The following is a 17,597-nucleotide window of genomic DNA, read 5'->3' on the forward strand; positions in this document are numbered from 1 at the left end:
GCTTTAGCCCCCTACCATTTGTAAATGAGTTTATTAGTAGTAAGGCGACAGCCCATTGCCGTTTTTTGATACCGCACAACTTCACACTCAATTTGCGACTAACTTTATTCTTGGTAATTAATAACTTGTAATGAAGGCAAAACTATCCACTGTGCGGATAGAATTGGACTAAAAAATAAAAATTTTTAATAAGTGACTTATCTTTTAGGTGAAAATGAAAAATAAATTTTTTGAAATCAATCAATTAGCTGATATTGAAATACTGGTTGAATGTGAAGAAATTGAATTTAAACTTGCTTCAGGGAAAGAGGGGCAAGGGGAATTACCGAAAGATTTTTGGAAAACTTATTCAGCTATGGCAAATAGCAAAGGCGGTTGGGTTATTCTTGGTATTAAAGAAGAAAATAATCAATTTAAGATAGCTGGCATTAGTAACATTGAAAAAGTTAAACAAGATTTATTTAATTTATTAAATAACCGAGATCATATTAGCTGTAATTTACTTGTTTCAGAAGAGCATATTCAGTCGCTAATTATTGATGATAAAAATGTACTGGCAATCTATATTCCTGCTGCAACGCGTAAACAGAAACCTGTTCATTTGACTAAAAATCCCTTTGGACACACTTATTTTCGCTTATATGATGGTGATCGTTTGTGTGATGATGAACTAGTAAAGAAAATGTTAGCAGAACAAATCACGGATAGCTTTGATAACGAAATATTATCACCACATTTTACCTTTGATGATGATATTGAATTAGATAGTTTGAAAGCCTACCGAAATCGACTTTCGGCCCACAAACCGCATCACCCTTATTTAGATCTCGATCTCTTTTCTTTCTTTAAGAAAATTGGTGGTTGGAAAAAAGATCGAAGCTCTGGTAAAGAAGGGATAACAGTGGCGGGTTTATTAATGTTCGGCACATTTGACGCTATTATTTCACATTTTCCGCACTATTTTCTTGATTATCGTGAACCCTCTGATAATCGTTGGGAAGAACGCATTGTACCTGATGGCACTTGGTCAGGTAATCTTTATGACTTTTATCGAAAAGTTTACCTTCGTTTAGTAGAAAATTTAAAAATTCCTTTCAACTTAAAAGAAGATCAGCGTATTGATGAAACTGTGGCTCACGAGGCTTTGAGAGAAGCGCTAATCAATACCTTAGCACACGCTGATTATTCAGGTAGGACGCCAATTCTTATAGAAAAACATCCAGACAAGTTTTTATTTCGTAACCCAGGAAATTTACGTTTATCTAAAGACGAAATTTTGGAAGGTGGTGTACATGATTGTCGAAATTCATTGTTACATCAAATGTTTCTTTTAATTGGATTGGGGGAAAAGGCAGGATCTGGAATGCCCAAGATTTTAAAGGGCTGTCATTGGGCACATTGGGCAGAACCTAATCTAGAAGAAAAAGCTGAACTACCTCAGTTTGTTACACTCACAATTTTAACAAGCGCTTTAATTTCTGATGAAATCTATCAGCAGCTCTTACGAATTTATGATGATAAGCTAGAAAAGCTGTCATCTTTAGAGTTAGATATTCTTGCTACCATTTGTTTAGAAAATCAGGTGACTCATAAAAGGTGCAGTGAATTAACGAGTTTACATTCTCGAGATGTTACTCTTGCATTGCAACGGCTTTTGAAAAACGGCTTTATTGAATCCTACGGTGAAATGAAACAGAAAATTTATTTCATTCCTGATCAAATGGGATCAAGTCAGGAGCAAGCTAGGAGTAAGTTGGGACTAAGTCGGGACCAAGTAGGGTCTAAGTCAGAACTAGATTCTCAACAGCTTGATCATTCAGTTGAATTAACACAGGAACAACAACTTATTTTTACTCATTTATTACAAAAGACATTATCTATCACAGAAATGGTTCAACTGGTTGGCAGATCCAACCGCTCAAAATTTAGAGCGAACGTGCTTGCTCCTTTAATTGAATTCGGATTGGTTGAGATGACTATTCCTAATAAGCCGACGAGTTCAAAGCAGCGTTATCGGGTAGTAAAAAAATGATGTATATTTATAACCGCCACTCATTTTTCGGTAGTTTTTTAATCTATGCCACTTAATGACTACCACAAGCGGTCAGATTTTTCCTATTTTTTGCAAAAACAAATGATGAAATTGAATTCAGAACACACCGCCAGTATCGGTTTAGTTATTGGCTGTATTCTTTTTGGCTTAGGTAGTTTGATTGTGGCTTATGTGCCAGTTGGTGCCTATGCTATAGCCTTTTGGCGATTATTGGTGGCGGCAAGTATCTTTTATACCTTAGCTAAAATTTTTAAGCAGTCTTTCCCAAGTAATAAAAAAGCAACAATATATGCCCTCACTTCTGGCGCATTTTTAGGGTTAGATCTTGCCTTATGGCACGAAAGTATTTATGCCGTTGGCCCTAGGATTTCAACATTGCTCAATAGCCTACAGATTTTTTGGCTGTCAGCGATAGGTTTCTTCTGGTTTCACGAAAGACAAACTAAATTACAGATCTGTAGCCTGTGTCTTGCTATTGTTGGTGTTGCCTTAATTGCTAGTCCTGAGTTTGAATATAATAGCAATGCGGGTTGGGGCTTTATTTCAGGGATTGTTTCTAGCTTGATGCTAGCGTTGTCCATGATTTATATTCGCAAAACGCAACAAACCGTAGCAACTCCGATCTTTCCACTGATGTTTAAAATTAGCCTCGGTGGAGTGGCAATTTTAGTGCTTCCTGCCTTGTGGCTAAATAGCCATAATTTATACCCAACTAACTGGGAGCAGATCGGGCTAATCATCCTTTATGGGGCGGTAATGCAATGTTTTGCGTGGGGCTTGATTGCTTATTCTATTCCCTTGTTATCGCTCAGTTTGACAGGGCTTTTATTGCTTTCTGAGCCTGTTGCCGCACTTATAATCGACTATTTACTATTAGATAAGCAAATCAATCTAATGCAATGGATAGGGGCAATTTTAACTATGATAGCGATCTATTTAGGATCATTAAAAACAAAGAAATAAAAAGGATAAATTTATGACAAGTCAACAACAAAGAGCAGAACTCCAACGCCGTATTTGGCAAATCGCTAATGAAGTGCGTGGTAGCGTGGATGGTTGGGATTTTAAACAATATGTCTTAGGTACGCTGTTTTATCGGTTTATCAGTGAGAATTTTTCTGCTTATATTGAAACGGGGGATGAGAGTGTCAATTATGCCCAGTATGCCGATGACGACCCAATTTTGGAACATATTAAAATCGATACCATCAAAACCAAAGGCTATTTTATCTATCCAAGTCAGCTTTTTTCCAATGTTGTTAAAACCGCTAACACCAATGACAAACTAAATACCGATTTAAAAGAGATTTTTACCGCTATTGAAGCGTCCGCCAATGGTTATAAATCAGAACATCGCATCAAAGGCTTATTTGCTGATTTTGATACCACCTCTAGCCGTTTGGGTAATACCGTTACCGATAAAAACAAACGCTTGGCAGCAGTGCTAAAGGGCGTAGCAGAGTTGGATTTTGGGAAGTTTGAAGATAATCAAATTGATCTGTTTGGCGATGCGTATGAGTTTTTGATTTCCAACTATGCCGCCAATGCGGGCAAGTCAGGGGGAGAGTTTTTCACTCCACAAAATGTGTCCAAATTGATCGCCAAACTTGCCTTATATGGGCAAAGTGCGGTCAATAAAATCTACGATCCTGCTTGCGGTTCAGGTTCACTACTGTTACAAGCTAAAAAGCAGTTTGATGATCATATCATTGAAGGAGGTTTCTTCGGGCAAGAAATCAATCACACCACTTACAACCTTGCTCGTATGAATATGTTTTTGCACAATATCAATTATGCCGACTTCAACATTGAACTTGGTGATACCCTAATTGAGCCAAAACTTAAAGATGATAAGCCTTTTGATGCTATTGTTTCCAATCCGCCTTATTCGATTAAATGGATTGGTTCAGATGATCCAACTTTAATCAATGACGACCGTTTTGCCCCTGCTGGCGTACTTGCACCAAAATCTAAGGCGGACTTTGCCTTTATTATGCACACCCTTAATTACTTATCTGCCAAGGGACGAGCTGCTATTGTCACTTTCCCCGGCATTTTTTATCGTGGCGGAGCAGAGCAAAAAATCCGCCAATATCTGATTGATAATAACTATGTGGAAACGGTGATTTCTCTTGCCCCTAATCTATTTTTTGGTACGTCCATTGCGGTGAATATCTTAGTGCTATCAAAATCCAAAGCAGACAACAATACCCAGTTTATTGATGCCAGTGGTATTTTTAAGAAAGAAACCAATAACAACGTGCTGACCGATGAACATATCGCCGAGATTTTGAAACTCTTTGCCGATAAAACCGATGTAGAGCATCTAGTTAAAATGGTGGATAAAGAAACCATTGCAGAAAATGACTACAATCTGGCGGTGAGTTCTTATGTAGAAGCCAAAGACACCAGAGAAGTGATTGATATTGATGTGCTCAATGCCGATATTCGCCAAACTGTCGCCAAAATCGACCGCTTGCGAGCCGAGATTGATGATATCGTGGCGGAGATTGAGGGGTAATAAAAATGAATAAACCACCCAAAAGTATGGTTATTTTTAAATCTATCGATGGGCTAATTTCAGTTAATGTACAATTTGATGAGGATACGGCTTGGCTATCTTTAGATCAGATGGCAAGTTTATTTGATAGAGATAAATCAACGATTTCTCGTCATATTAACAACATTTTTCAAGATGGAGAATTAGAGAGAAATTCAGTTGTTGCAAAATTTGCAACAACTGCAGCAGATGGAAAAACGTATCAAGTTGATTATTTCAACTTAGATGTGATTATTTCTGTGGGTTATCGAGTGAAATCTTTACGTGGCACACAATTTCGTATTTGGGCAACCAAAGTGCTAAAAGAATATATGCTTAAAGGGTTTGCCTTAGACGATGAGCGTTTAAAACAAGGTAATCAGGTTTTTGGTAAGGATTATTTTCGTGAGCTTTTGGATCGAGTACGTTCTATTCGAGCAAGCGAAAGACGTATTTGGCAACAGATTACGGATATCTATGCCGAATGTAGTAGCGATTATGATCCCAATGCTGCGGTTACAAAAGCGTTTTATGCGATGGTGCAAAATAAATTTCATTTTGCAATTACAGGACAAACAGCGGCTGAAATCATTTATACCCACGCAGACCATCATCAGCAAAATATGGGGTTAAAAACGTGGAAAAATGCGCCTGATGGTAGAATTTTGAGCCAAGATGTTATGGTGGCAAAGAATTATTTAAATGAAAAACAAATCCGACAGTTAGAACGTGCCGTTACAGGTTATTTTGACTATATTGAAGACCTAATTGAACGTGAAAACTTATTTGATATGCAGCAGTTTGCCAACAGTGTCGATGAATTTTTGGCATTCCGCCGTTATGATATTTTGCCAGATAAAGGCAAAATTTCGAGTGAAGCAGCTAAAGAAAAAGCTAAAGCAGAATATGCAATTTTTAACCGCACTCAAAAAATTGTCTCTGATTTTGATAAAGTAATTCAGAAATTGAATGAGAAATAAAGATGAAAACCAATATTTTAAAAATGATTGAACAGGCGGAAGTGGAGTGGAAGCCGTTGGGGGAAGTGTGTTCTATGATTACAACGGGAAAATTGAATGCAAACGCAATGGAAGATGATGGTATATACCCCTTTTTTACTTGTAATGAAAACCCGTACAGAATAAATGAATATGCATTTGATATGGAGGCTATTCTTATTTCAGGGAATGGCAGTCAAGTTGGACATATTAATTACTATTCTGGGAAATTTAATGCATATCAGCGAACCTATGTATTAGGTCAGTTTATCTCAGAAATAAATATAATTTATCTAGTACATTATTTTAAATTTTGCTTGAAAGAATATATTTTAGTTAATTCTAAAAAAGGTTCTGTTCCTTATATTACCTTACCTATGCTCCAGAATTTTCAAATCCCAATCCCACCACTCGAATTACAAAAAGAAATTGTAAAAAGACTTGACATTTTGACAGAGCTGGAAGCTGCGCTGGAAGCTGCGCTGGAAGCTGCGCTGGAAGCTGAATTATCCCTGCGGAAAAAACAATATCAATATTATCGAGATTTGCTCTTGACCTTTGATGATATTTCCGATAGGGGGGGGGTACAAGACTAACCCATTCTTCAGCAAAGACGTGGTTTGGAAGAGTTTGGGAGAGGTTGCTAAAATACAACGAGGAGCATCTCCACGACCTATTTCACAATATCTAACAGATGATAAAGATGGAATTCCTTGGATTAAAATTGGTGATGTTGCTGTTGGTGCTAAATATGTGGATAAAACAGAGCAAAGAATAACTTATGAAGGTTCTCTAAAATCAAGAGTTCTTAAAAAAGGCGATTTTATAATGTCAAATTCAATGAGTTATGGCAGACCATATATTTTAAATATTGATGGAGCAATACACGATGGTTGGGCTTCAATTAGTGAATTTCAAGATAAAATAAATTCTGATTTTTTATACTATTATCTTTCATCTGACACAGTGCAGTCCTATTGGGCTGGAAAAATCAATAGTGGCTCAGTAAGTAATTTGAATTCAGATATAATAAAATCTTTATTAATCCCAATCCCCCCACTGGAAACCCAAGCCAAGATTGTCAAAATTTTGGATAAATTTGACCGCTTGACCAATTCCATCAGCGATGGCTTGCCAAAGGAAATTGAATTAAGACGTAAGCAGTATGAGTATTATCGGGAGCTGTTGTTGGGATTTGCTAGGGTCTAAGATGAGGTTTAAATGACGGATTTGATTATTTATAACACAGAAGACGGAAAGTCTAATGTTGCTTTATTGGTTTCTAATGGCGAGGCTTGGCTTACGCAAAATCAACTTGCAGAACTTTTTGACACCTCTGTAGCAAATATCGTCACGCATATAAAAAACATATTACAAGACAATGAGTTAGATGAAAATTCAGTTGTTAAGGATTATTTAATAACTGCCAAAGATGGGAAAAATTATCAAGTTAAACATTATTCTTTGGCGATGATTTTGGCGATTGGTTTTCGAGTTAGAAGCGTTCGTGGGGTACAGTTTCGAAAGTGGGCAAATACGACATTACAAACCTATTTAGAAAAAGGATTTCTGATAGATAGCGATAGATTAAAAAATCCACAAGGGCGGTTAGATTATTTTGATGAGTTACTTGAACAAATTCGAGAAATCCGAGCTAGTGAAATGCGTTTTTACCAGAAAGTTAGAGAGTTGTTTAGCTTGTCTAGCGATTATGATAAGTCTGATAAAGCGACACAGATGTTTTTTGCCGAAACTCAAAATAAATTAATCTATGCAATAACCCAACAAACTGCAGCAGAATTGATCGTTAAACGGGCTAAATCGTCGTTACCTAATATGGGATTAACCTCGTGGAAAGGTAAAGTTGTGCGTAAGGGGGATGTTGTTGTAGCAAAAAATTATCTTAATAATGATGAGCTTGATTCCCTTAATCGTTTGGTGATGATTTTTCTTGAAAGTGCGGAACTAAGAGTCAAAAAGCAAAAAGATTTAACCTTGGCATTTTGGCGAAATAATGTTGATAGCTTATTAGAGTTTAATGGTTTTCCTGTCCTTGAAGGTTTGGGAGATTATTCCCATAAACAAATGGAACAGCTTGCACATCAGGAATATGAACAATTTAATTATTCTCGAAAACAGCTAAAACAAATGCTTGCTGATGCGGAGGATTTGAAAGAGTTGGAGAGGCTAGAAATTAGTCTAAAAAATAACTCATAAAAACTCTAAAATATAGGAGAGAGTCACAATGATTATTGATCTTACTGGTAATGATTTATTCAACTTCAATGAAATCACATTTGACAAAAAAGTTAATTTTATTTTTGGTAAAAATGGTTGTGGGAAATCTACAATCACTAAATTAGTAAAAGAGCAATGCAATAACTATGATGTCAAAATATTTCAAGGATTTGAGAGTGTTGTTAGTGAAAATAATACTCTAGATACTGTTATTCTAGGAGAAGAAAATACTGAAATTAATCAAATAATATCCGAAGAAGAAAGTCGAATAAAGGAAATCGAAAAGAATATAGAATCCATCCAGAATAATCTCATTGATAATGGGACAGAAAATTTATGGAAAGAGCATGAGGTAAAAGAAAAAGATGTAGCAAATATAAAAAATGAGATTGATAATTTTTGTAGGAATAAAGCAAGAGAGATAAAAAATCGTGATTTGAAAATTTCTTCAACATCATATGATATTGGAGCATTTAAAAACGATATAATATGTGCTAAAGGCTTGGAAACACAAGAGATTGAAAAACTTGAATCATTACTGAGGTCTGAAGTCAAGTCAGCTCAAATAATAAATAAGCTAAACATCAATCTAAAAAATGAAGTAACGGATGTTAATACCTTACTTCAACGAAAAGTTGTAGAAAGAACGAGGTTAAGCCGTTTAGATGACAACTCTGCTAAAAGAGATTTTGCCGAAAAAGGATTGGTCCTACATCAAGAAGGAGAACATTGTGCCTTTTGTAATCATATTGTTTCAAAAGAAACATTAGCAGAACTAGAGAATTATTTTTCAGCAGATGAAGTGAGAAATTTTAAATACGAGATAAAAAATAAAATTGGAAAATTAAAATCTTATATCACCGATATTCAAAACATCAGTATAGATAGCTCCAACTTTTATGCTGACTATCAATCTAAAATTGATGAAATCAATCCTACTTTAGAAAATGCAAAAAACGAATATCAAAAATTTTTAAATGAATTAATTTCCAAATTAGAGAATAAGTTGGCTTATCTATTTGAAGAGTGTGAAAAACTCACTCTGTCTTGTACTAATGATATTGATTCCATTATTGATTATTACAATCAGATTGTAGATGACAATAACCGTAGCGACTTAACAAAAAAACAAAATGATGCTCGTGATGCCCTACGTTATCACTTTGTGAAAGAGTATTGTGATGGATTTCAATACGAAGTGAGAAAGTCTAACTTGGAAGTACATCAGAAACTACTTCAAGATTTAAAAAATAAAGTTGATGATGAAAAATCAAAAATTAAAATATATCAAAATAATATTAACCAAATTGAAGAAAATATCAAAAAATTATTGGAAAGTACAAAAAATGAAAAGATTCTGGTTGAGAGAATCAATAAAAAATTAAAGCTTTATGCTAGTTTTGAGCTGATTCATCAGGAGATAAGTAATGATTATCAAATCAAGTGCTTAAGAACTTTAAATATAAGAAGTGTTCAAGAACTATCTACAGGGGAGAAAAATCTGATTGCTTTCTTATATTTTATTGAGAAATTAGATGAATTGAGTGATAACTCTAATTTAAATAAAAAGTGCATTATTTTTGATGATCCAATGAATTCCAATGATGATGCCGTTCAATATTTGATTATTGAAGAATTACAGAGATTAAAAGATAAGAATGTTCGTGATGATGAGAGATTTATTTTACTAACACACAATACTCATTTTTATTTAAATGTAAAATATGCTTGTAATTATAAAGGCAACAATTTTTATCATTTAAGAAAAGTTAAAAATAGTGTTAATTTACTTAAAATAACTAATCCAGAAGATGATTTTAAAACAAACTATGCCGCACTTTGGCAGGAGTTAAAGTTTCTTTTCAATCAAAATAATGTTAGTCCAAGTATGCTTTTAAATCCCATTAGGAGGATTATTGAAACTTATACTAAATTTAATGGATTGCATCAAAGTGATTTTTTTGAAAATATACCTGGTGCAAGAAAGTTATTTAATGTGAATTCCCATTCTATAGATGATTTAGAAGCTGAATTAAATGGAAAATCAAAACAAGAAATTATTGACTTATTTAAACGTTGTTTTGAACAAAATAATGCAATAGCACATTATAAGAAATTTTTCGGAGATAAATGATGAAAAATCAAACTACCCTCATCACCGAAACCAATCATTTTATCATTTTGGATAAATATACGCCCCTTGAGCAATCGGCGAATTATCAAACGGAAAGCGATTTGGAGCGTGAATTTATCCAAGATTTGACCAATCAAGGCTATGAATATCGCACTGATTTAAACAGCCAAGAGAAGCTACTTGCCAATGTGCGTGAGCAGTTGCAAAGGCTAAATCATGTGGTTTTTACCGATGGAGAATGGAGGCGTTTTGTTGAAGAATATTTGGATAAACCATCAGAGAATTTATTGGATAAAACCCGCAAAATTCATAATAACCATATTTATGATTTTGTGTTTGATACGGGGCGTATTCAAAATATTTATTTGCTTGATAAGAAAAATATTGCCAATAATAAATTACAAGTTATTAATCAATTTGAACAAACTGGCATACACGCCAATCGCTATGATGTCACTATTTTGGTCAATGGTTTGCCTTTGGTGCAGGTTGAATTGAAAAAACGTGGGGTGGCAATTCGTGAAGCCTTTAACCAAATTCATCGTTATAGCAAAGAAAGCTTTAATAGCGAAAATTCTTTGTTTAAGTATTTACAAGTTTTTGTCATCTCAAATGGCACAGACACTCGTTATTTTGCCAACACCACCAAGCGGGATAAAAACAGCTTTGATTTTACGATGAACTGGGCGAAATCCGATAACAGCTTGATTAAGGATTTAAAAGATTTTACCGCAACTTTTTTCCAAAAAAATACTTTGCTGAAAATCTTGATTGATTATTCGGTGTTTGATGTCAGCGATACTTTGCTGTTAATGCGTCCTTATCAGATTGCGGCGACCGAACGGATTTTATGGAAAATTCAAAGTGCTTATCTGAATAAAAACTGGAGCAATGTGGAGAGCGGTGGTTTTATTTGGCATACCACAGGTTCGGGCAAAACTTTAACCAGTTTTAAAGTGGCTCGTTTGGCGACCGAATTGCCTTTTATTGATAAGGTGTTTTTTGTGGTGGATAGAAAAGATTTGGACTATCAAACGATGAAAGAATATCAGCGTTTTTCCCCAGACAGCGTCAATGGTTCAGAAAGCACTGCAGGCTTAAAGCGTAATTTGGACAAAGAAGATAACAAAATCATTGTTACCACTATTCAAAAGCTCAACAATTTGATGAAATCGGAAGAGAATTTATCGATTTATCAAAAACAGGTGGTGTTTATTTTTGATGAATGTCATCGCTCTCAGTTTGGCGAAGCTCAAAAAAATCTCAAGAAAAAGTTTAAAAAGTTCTGCCAATTTGGTTTTACGGGGACACCAATTTTCCCTGAAAATGCTTTAGGCTCAGAAACTACTGCCAGCGTCTTTGGGCGAGAATTACATTCTTATGTGATTACCGATGCGATTCGTGATGAAAAAGTGCTGAAATTTAAGGTGGATTACAATGATGTACGTCCAACCTTTAAAGACATTGAGCAAGAAAAAGATTTAGAAAAACTGACCGCACTTGAAGCCAAACAAGCCTTTTCACACCCTGAGCGTATTCGAGAAATTACCCAATATATCTTGGATAATTTCAAATACAAAACTCACCGTATCAATGGGGGAAAGGGCTTTAATGCCATGTTTGCAGTCTCTAGTGTGGAAGCCGCTAAGCTGTATTACCAAGCCTTTAAACGACTACAGCAAGGGGTAGAAAAACCACTAAAAGTTGCCACTATTTTCTCGTTTACCGCCAATGAAGAGCAAAATGCGGTGGGCGATATTATCGATGAAAGTTTTGATACTGATGCCATGGACTTGACGGCTAAAGAGTTCTTGGCGCAAGCGATGGTAGATTATAACCAGCATTTTAAAAGTAACTTTGGCATTGAAAAATTCCAAGAATATTATCGTGATTTAGCTAAACGAGTGAAAAATCAAGAGATTGATTTACTGATTGTGGTGGGAATGTTTTTGACAGGCTTTGATGCCCCAAGATTGAACACGCTATTTGTGGATAAAAATTTGCGTTATCACGGCTTGCTACAAGCCTATTCTCGCACCAACCGTATTTTTGATGCGACTAAAACCTTTGGCAATATCGTTACTTTCCGAGATTTAGAGCAAGACACCATTGATGCCATTACCTTGTTCGGCAATAAAAACACCAAAAATGTGGTGCTAGAAAAAAGCTATCAAGAATATATGCAGGGCTATGAGGACAAACTAACTGGCGAATTTTGTCGAGGTTATTTGGCGGTGGTGAAAGAATTGCAGGAAAAATTCCCTGACCCAGCGAATATTGAAACCGAAAAAGACAAAAAAGCCTTTGTTAAACTTTTTGGCGAATATCTGCGTATTGATAATGTGCTACAAAATTATGATGAATATACCGAGCTAAAAAAACAGGTGGAAAACATACCGCACAATCAAGCTCAAGAACAAGCTGGGGAGTATAACGCCAAACCTATTTTAACCGAGCATAAAGTGCAGGATTATCGTTCAACCTATAATGATATTCGTGAATGGCTACGCCAACAAAAAGCAGGAAATGAGCCTAAAAAACTAACGATTGATTGGGATGATGTGGTGTTTGAGGTGGATCTTTTGAAATCTCAAGAGATCAACTTAGACTATATTTTAGAACTAATTTTTGAACAGAATAAAAAATCCAATAATAAAGAAGCTTTGATTGCAGATATTCGCCGCACCGTTCGGGCAAGCCTTGGTAATCGTGCCAAAGAAAGCTTAATTGTAGAATTTATTGAGCAAACGGATCTTAATCAATTTGAACATAAAGCGGATATTATCGAAGCCTTTTTCAAATATGCTCAAAACAAGCTACAAACAGAAGCCAACGCTTTGATTGATGAAGAAAAATTGAATGTGGAGGCCGCTAGACGATATATTAGCAATTCTTTAAAACGGGAATACGCTAGCGAAAATGGTACAGAGTTAAACGATATTCTGCCGAAAATGAGCCCACTTAATCCAAAATATTTAACCTTAAAACAAAGTGTTTTCCAAAAAGTGTCGGCTTTTGTGGAGAAGTTTAAGGGAATTGGACGTAATTTATAATTCTTTTAATATGCAGTTAAATTTCTATGGAAATTTGCAAAATTTTCTGAAAAACTAACCGCTCTTATAACAAACACAACATTATTTACTTGGAGAGATTATGCCTAAATTACGTTCAGCGACCAGCACACAAGGTCGTAATATGGCAGGCGCACGTGCTTTATGGCGTGCAACAGGAATGAAAGAAAATGATTTCGGTAAGCCGATTATTGCGGTGGTGAATTCATTTACCCAATTTGTACCGGGGCACGTTCACTTAAAAGATATGGGGCAATTAGTTGCTGCAGAAATTGAAAAAGCGGGTGGGGTGGCGAAAGAATTTAATACCATTGCCGTTGATGATGGCATTGCCATGGGGCATGGTGGCATGCTCTATTCTTTGCCAAGCCGTGATTTAATTGCCGATAGCGTGGAATATATGGTCAATGCACATTGTGCTGATGCCATGGTGTGTATTTCTAACTGTGACAAAATAACCCCGGGAATGTTAATGGCTGCATTGCGTTTGAACATTCCAACGGTGTTTGTGTCAGGTGGACCGATGGAAGCGGGCAAAACCAAGTTATCCGATCAAATCATCAAATTAGACTTGGTTGATGCGATGATCCAAGGGGCAAATCCGAATGTTTCAGACGAAGTAAGCCAACAAATTGAGCGTTCTGCTTGCCCAACTTGTGGTTCTTGCTCAGGTATGTTTACCGCTAACTCAATGAACTGTTTAACGGAAGCCCTTGGCTTGAGTTTACCGGGCAATGGGTCTTGCTTAGCCACCCACGCTGACCGCAAACAGCTTTTCTTAGATGCTGGCAAACAGATTGTTGAGCTGTGCAAACGTTATTATGAGCAAGATGATGCTTCTGTATTACCACGCTCAATTGCGACTAAAGACGCTTTCGACAATGCCATGAGTTTGGATATTGCTATGGGCGGTTCAACCAACACCGTTCTGCATTTATTAGCAGCCGCACAAGAAGCAGAAGTCGATTTCACTATGGCAGATATTGATCGCCTTTCTCGTGTTATGCCTTGCTTGAGTAAAGTGGCCCCAAATACGCAAAAATACCACATGGAAGATGTGCATCGTGCTGGCGGTATTATGGCGATTTTGGGTGAGTTAGATCGTGCAGGCTTGTTGAATAACCAAACTCGCACCATTTTAGGGATGAGTATTGGCGAACAGATTGCCAAATACGATATTAAATTGACTCAAGACGAAGCCGTTCACAAATTCTTCCGTGCTGGCCCTGCGGGTATTCGCACTACGCAAGCCTTCTCGCAAGATTGCCGTTGGGATAGCGTTGATGATGATCGTGAAAATGGTTGTATTCGTAGCAAAGAATTTGCTTATAGCCAAGACGGTGGCTTAGCCATGTTATCGGGCAATATCGCTTTAGATGGTTGTATCGTAAAAACTGCTGGGGTTGATGAAAGTATCTTAAAATTCAGCGGTAAAGCCATTGTGTTTGAAAGCCAAGAAGATGCCGTAGCTGGTATTTTAGGTGGCAAAGTACAAGCAGGGCACGTTGTGGTTATTCGCTACGAAGGTCCAAAAGGCGGACCAGGTATGCAAGAAATGCTCTATCCAACCAGTTATCTAAAATCTATGGGCTTAGGCAAAGCCTGTGCGTTATTGACAGATGGACGTTTCTCTGGTGGCACATCGGGTTTATCTATCGGACACTGCTCACCAGAAGCAGCCGCAGGTGGTTTAATTGGCGTGGTCAAAGACGGCGATACCATTGAGATCGATATTCCAAATCGTAAAATTGAATTGGTCGTGCCTGAAGCCGAATTAGCACAACGTCGGGCAGAGCAAGATAAGCGGGGTTGGAAACCTGCAAACCGTCAGCGTGAAGTTTCCTTTGCCTTAAAAGTTTATGGACATTTCGCCACTTCAGCGGACAAAGGGGCGGTAAGGGATAAAACGAAAATCTAAAGATGAAAAGTGCGGTGGTTTTTTACAGAGTTTTCTTTAAAATGCAAAACAATGATAAAAACAACCGCACTTTTGTTTATGGTGAATAATATGATGAATAACTTAACCAATCAGCCCACAGGCGCTGAATATCTTAAAGCAATTTTAAGCTCAAAAATCTATGAACTAGCGCAAGTCACTCCCTTGCAACCTATGGTCAAACTTTCCGAACGTTTGGGCAATACTGTTTTAGTTAAACGTGAAGATCGCCAGTTAGTACATAGTTTTAAATTACGTGGTGCCTATGCCATGATTGCTGGCCTTAGCCAAGCACAAAAAGATGCTGGTGTGATTACCGCATCGGCTGGAAATCATGCACAAGGGGTTGCACTCTCTGCGAAAAATCTAGGGCTTAAAGCCTTGATCGTGATGCCACAAAATACGCCGCGCATTAAAGTTGATGCCGTGCGTGGCTATGGTGGAGAAGTGCTTTTACATGGTGCAAATTTTGATGAAGCAAAGGCGAAAGCGATCGAACTTTCCGAAAACAAAAATATGACCTTTATTCCGCCTTTCGATCACCCCGCAGTGATTGCTGGTCAAGGTTCTTTAGCTATGGAACTCTTGCAGCAAAACAGTCACATTGATCGCATTTTCGTTCCCGTTGGTGGTGGCGGTCTTGCAGCTGGTGTAGCAGTTTTAATTAAGCAATTAATGCCTGAAATCAAAGTTATCGCCGTTGAAAGTAAAGATTCTGCTTGTTTGCATGCTGCCTTAAATGCAGGTCAGCCTGTGGATTTAGAGCGAGTGGGTTTATTTGCCGATGGTGTTGCGGTAAAACGTATTGGCAACGAAACTTTCCGTGTTTGTCAGCAATATATTGATGATGTTGTACTAGTGGATAGTGACGAAGTTTGTGCTGCAATGAAAGATATGTTTGAAAATGTGCGTGCTATTGCAGAGCCTTCTGGGGCGGTTTCATTAGCTGGTTTGAAAAAATATGTGAAAGAGCACAATATTCAAGGCGAAACTCTAGTGAATATTTTGTCTGGTGCAAATTTAAACTTCCATACCTTACGTTATGTTTCCGAACGTTGCGAAATTGGGGAAAAACATGAGGCTATTTTTGCGGTGACTATTCCTGAAGAAAAAGGCAGTTTCTTGCGTTTCTGTCATTTATTAGGGGAGCGTCCTGTAACCGAATTTAACTATCGCTATGCGGATAAAGAACAAGCCTGTATTTTTGTAGGTGTGAGAATTGGTAGCGAAGAGGAAAAATTAGAAATTATCCAACAGCTTGAGAAAAATAATTATAAAGTGATGGACCTCTCGGATGATGAAATAGCCAAAACCCATATTCGCTATATGATTGGTGGGCGTACTACGAGTAACAGCAAAGAGCGGTTATATAGTTTCGAGTTTCCTGAGCAAAAAGGCGCACTATTAAAATTCTTGATGATGTTAGGTACGCATTGGAATATTTCCTTATTCCATTATCGTGCTCATGGTGCAGATTACGGCAATGTTTTAGCTGGTTTCCAACTCGATGAACATGATGAAATTCGTTTCAATGGACACTTAGAGGAACTGGCTTATACTTATCAAGATGTGACAAATAGCCCTGCTTATAAATATTTCTTAGGATAATCATAAAATAGGATAATCATAAAAAATGCCACATCAACATGTGGCATTTTCTCTATTCAACCTCTTTAATTCGTAGCTCTTTCGGCACTTCAAAAACTGTATTTTCTTCGCAACCTTCAAGTTCTTCCACCTCATCAACGCCTAACTCTTTTAAGCGGGTAATTACCGATTGAACTAGCACTTCTGGCGCAGATGCACCAGCGGTTAAGCCAATAACTTTAACATTCTCTAACCAGCTCACATCAATATCATTAGCATCATCAATTAATTTCGCCGTCACTCCCATTCTGGAAGCTAATTCAGCTAAACGATTGGAATTAGAGGAATTTTTTGAACCTACAACAATCACTAAATCCGATTGTTCTGCTAGTTCACGAACTGCCTGTTGACGGTTAGTTGTGGCATAACAAATATCGTTTTTGCGAGGCCCTTGAATAGCAGGATATTTTTGTTTCAATGCCTCAATGACATCAGCCGTATCATCAATAGATAACGTGGTTTGAGTCATAAACGTAATATCTTCATCATCTCGCAAAGCAAGTTTGGCAATATCTTCCACATCTTCTACCAAATAAATACCGCCCTCATTGTTATCATATTGCCCCATTGTGCCAATCACTTCAGGGTGACCTTCATGGCCAATAAGAATAGCTTTGGTTCCTTTACGACTTGCACGAGCGACTTGCATGTGCACTTTGGTTACTAAAGGACAAGTGGCATCAAAGACTTTCAAATTACGATCTTTGGCTTCTTGGCGAACAGCTTGAGATACACCATGGGCAGAGAAAATCACAATAGCCCCGTTTGGTACTTCATCTAATTCCTCCACAAAAACCGCCCCACGCTCACGTAAACCGTTCACGACAAAACGATTATGTACGACTTCATGGCGGACATAAATTGGTGCGCCATGAATTTCTAAGGCAAGCTCCACAATGCTGATCGCACGATCTACACCAGCACAAAAACCACGTGGATTGGCTAAAATTATTTTCATATTAATTTAGATTCATCACTCAT

The 17,597-nt window shown here is 37.1% G+C and carries 12 protein-coding genes; 11 read left to right on the forward strand and 1 reads right to left on the reverse strand.

The genetic code is table 11. The annotated features are described in order from the left end of the window. Positions 1-214: 214 nt before the first annotated feature. From B0186_RS03110 to ilvA, 11 genes are all read left to right on the forward strand, one after another. The gene (locus B0186_RS03110; protein WP_078217938.1) at positions 215-2,032 is read left to right on the forward strand and encodes an RNA-binding domain-containing protein; all 1,818 of its coding nucleotides are present in this window, start codon (positions 215-217) and stop codon (positions 2,030-2,032) included. A gap of 111 nt (positions 2,033-2,143) precedes the next feature. Further along, positions 2,144-3,016: a DMT family transporter gene (locus B0186_RS03115; RefSeq protein WP_407919729.1), complete on the forward strand. Its 873-nt coding sequence runs from the start codon at positions 2,144-2,146 to the stop codon at positions 3,014-3,016. A gap of 13 nt (positions 3,017-3,029) precedes the next feature. After that, positions 3,030-4,574 carry a type I restriction-modification system subunit M gene (locus B0186_RS03120; RefSeq protein WP_078217939.1) on the forward strand — a complete coding sequence of 515 codons (1,545 nt, stop codon included), beginning with the start codon at positions 3,030-3,032 and terminating at the stop codon, positions 4,572-4,574. A gap of 5 nt (positions 4,575-4,579) precedes the next feature. Then, complete coding sequence (locus tag B0186_RS03125; protein WP_078217940.1) at positions 4,580-5,572, forward strand: virulence RhuM family protein; 993 nt, start codon at positions 4,580-4,582, stop codon at positions 5,570-5,572. A gap of 2 nt (positions 5,573-5,574) precedes the next feature. Further along, a complete protein-coding gene (locus B0186_RS03130; protein ID WP_078217941.1) occupies positions 5,575-6,186 on the forward strand; it encodes a restriction endonuclease subunit S in 612 nt (203 codons plus the stop codon). Further along, complete coding sequence (locus B0186_RS03135) at positions 6,152-6,799, forward strand: restriction endonuclease subunit S (RefSeq protein ID WP_078217942.1); 648 nt, start codon at positions 6,152-6,154, stop codon at positions 6,797-6,799. The genes B0186_RS03130 and B0186_RS03135 overlap by 35 nt, the downstream gene beginning before the upstream one ends. Before the next feature lie 12 nt (positions 6,800-6,811). Continuing rightward, on the forward strand, positions 6,812-7,807 hold the full coding sequence (locus B0186_RS03140) for a virulence RhuM family protein (RefSeq protein ID WP_078217943.1): 996 nt from the start codon (positions 6,812-6,814) through the stop codon (positions 7,805-7,807). 28 nt (positions 7,808-7,835) lie between these two features. Further along, positions 7,836-9,962: an AAA family ATPase gene (locus tag B0186_RS03145; protein WP_078217944.1), complete on the forward strand. Its 2,127-nt coding sequence runs from the start codon at positions 7,836-7,838 to the stop codon at positions 9,960-9,962. Beyond that, positions 9,959-13,015 (forward strand): type I restriction endonuclease subunit R, encoded by a 3,057-nt coding sequence (locus tag B0186_RS03150; RefSeq protein WP_078217945.1) that lies wholly within the window; start codon positions 9,959-9,961, stop codon positions 13,013-13,015. Before B0186_RS03145 ends, B0186_RS03150 begins: the two co-directional genes overlap by 4 nt. A 100-nt stretch (positions 13,016-13,115) precedes the next feature. Next, positions 13,116-14,951: a dihydroxy-acid dehydratase gene (ilvD, locus tag B0186_RS03155; protein ID WP_078217946.1), complete on the forward strand. Its 1,836-nt coding sequence runs from the start codon at positions 13,116-13,118 to the stop codon at positions 14,949-14,951. Between the two features lie 90 nt (positions 14,952-15,041). Continuing rightward, the gene (ilvA, locus tag B0186_RS03160; RefSeq protein ID WP_078217947.1) at positions 15,042-16,577 is read left to right on the forward strand and encodes a threonine ammonia-lyase, biosynthetic; all 1,536 of its coding nucleotides are present in this window, start codon (positions 15,042-15,044) and stop codon (positions 16,575-16,577) included. Positions 16,578-16,629: 52 nt separating this feature from the next. On the opposite strand, the gene ispH is transcribed toward ilvA, so the two are convergent. Next, positions 16,630-17,574: a 4-hydroxy-3-methylbut-2-enyl diphosphate reductase gene (ispH, locus tag B0186_RS03165; protein WP_078217948.1), complete on the reverse strand. Its 945-nt coding sequence runs from the start codon at positions 17,572-17,574 to the stop codon at positions 16,630-16,632. Between the last annotated feature and the right edge of the window lie 23 nt (positions 17,575-17,597).

This window comes from Canicola haemoglobinophilus, from assembly GCF_002015075.1.
GTDB lineage: Bacteria > Pseudomonadota > Gammaproteobacteria > Enterobacterales > Pasteurellaceae > Canicola > Canicola haemoglobinophilus.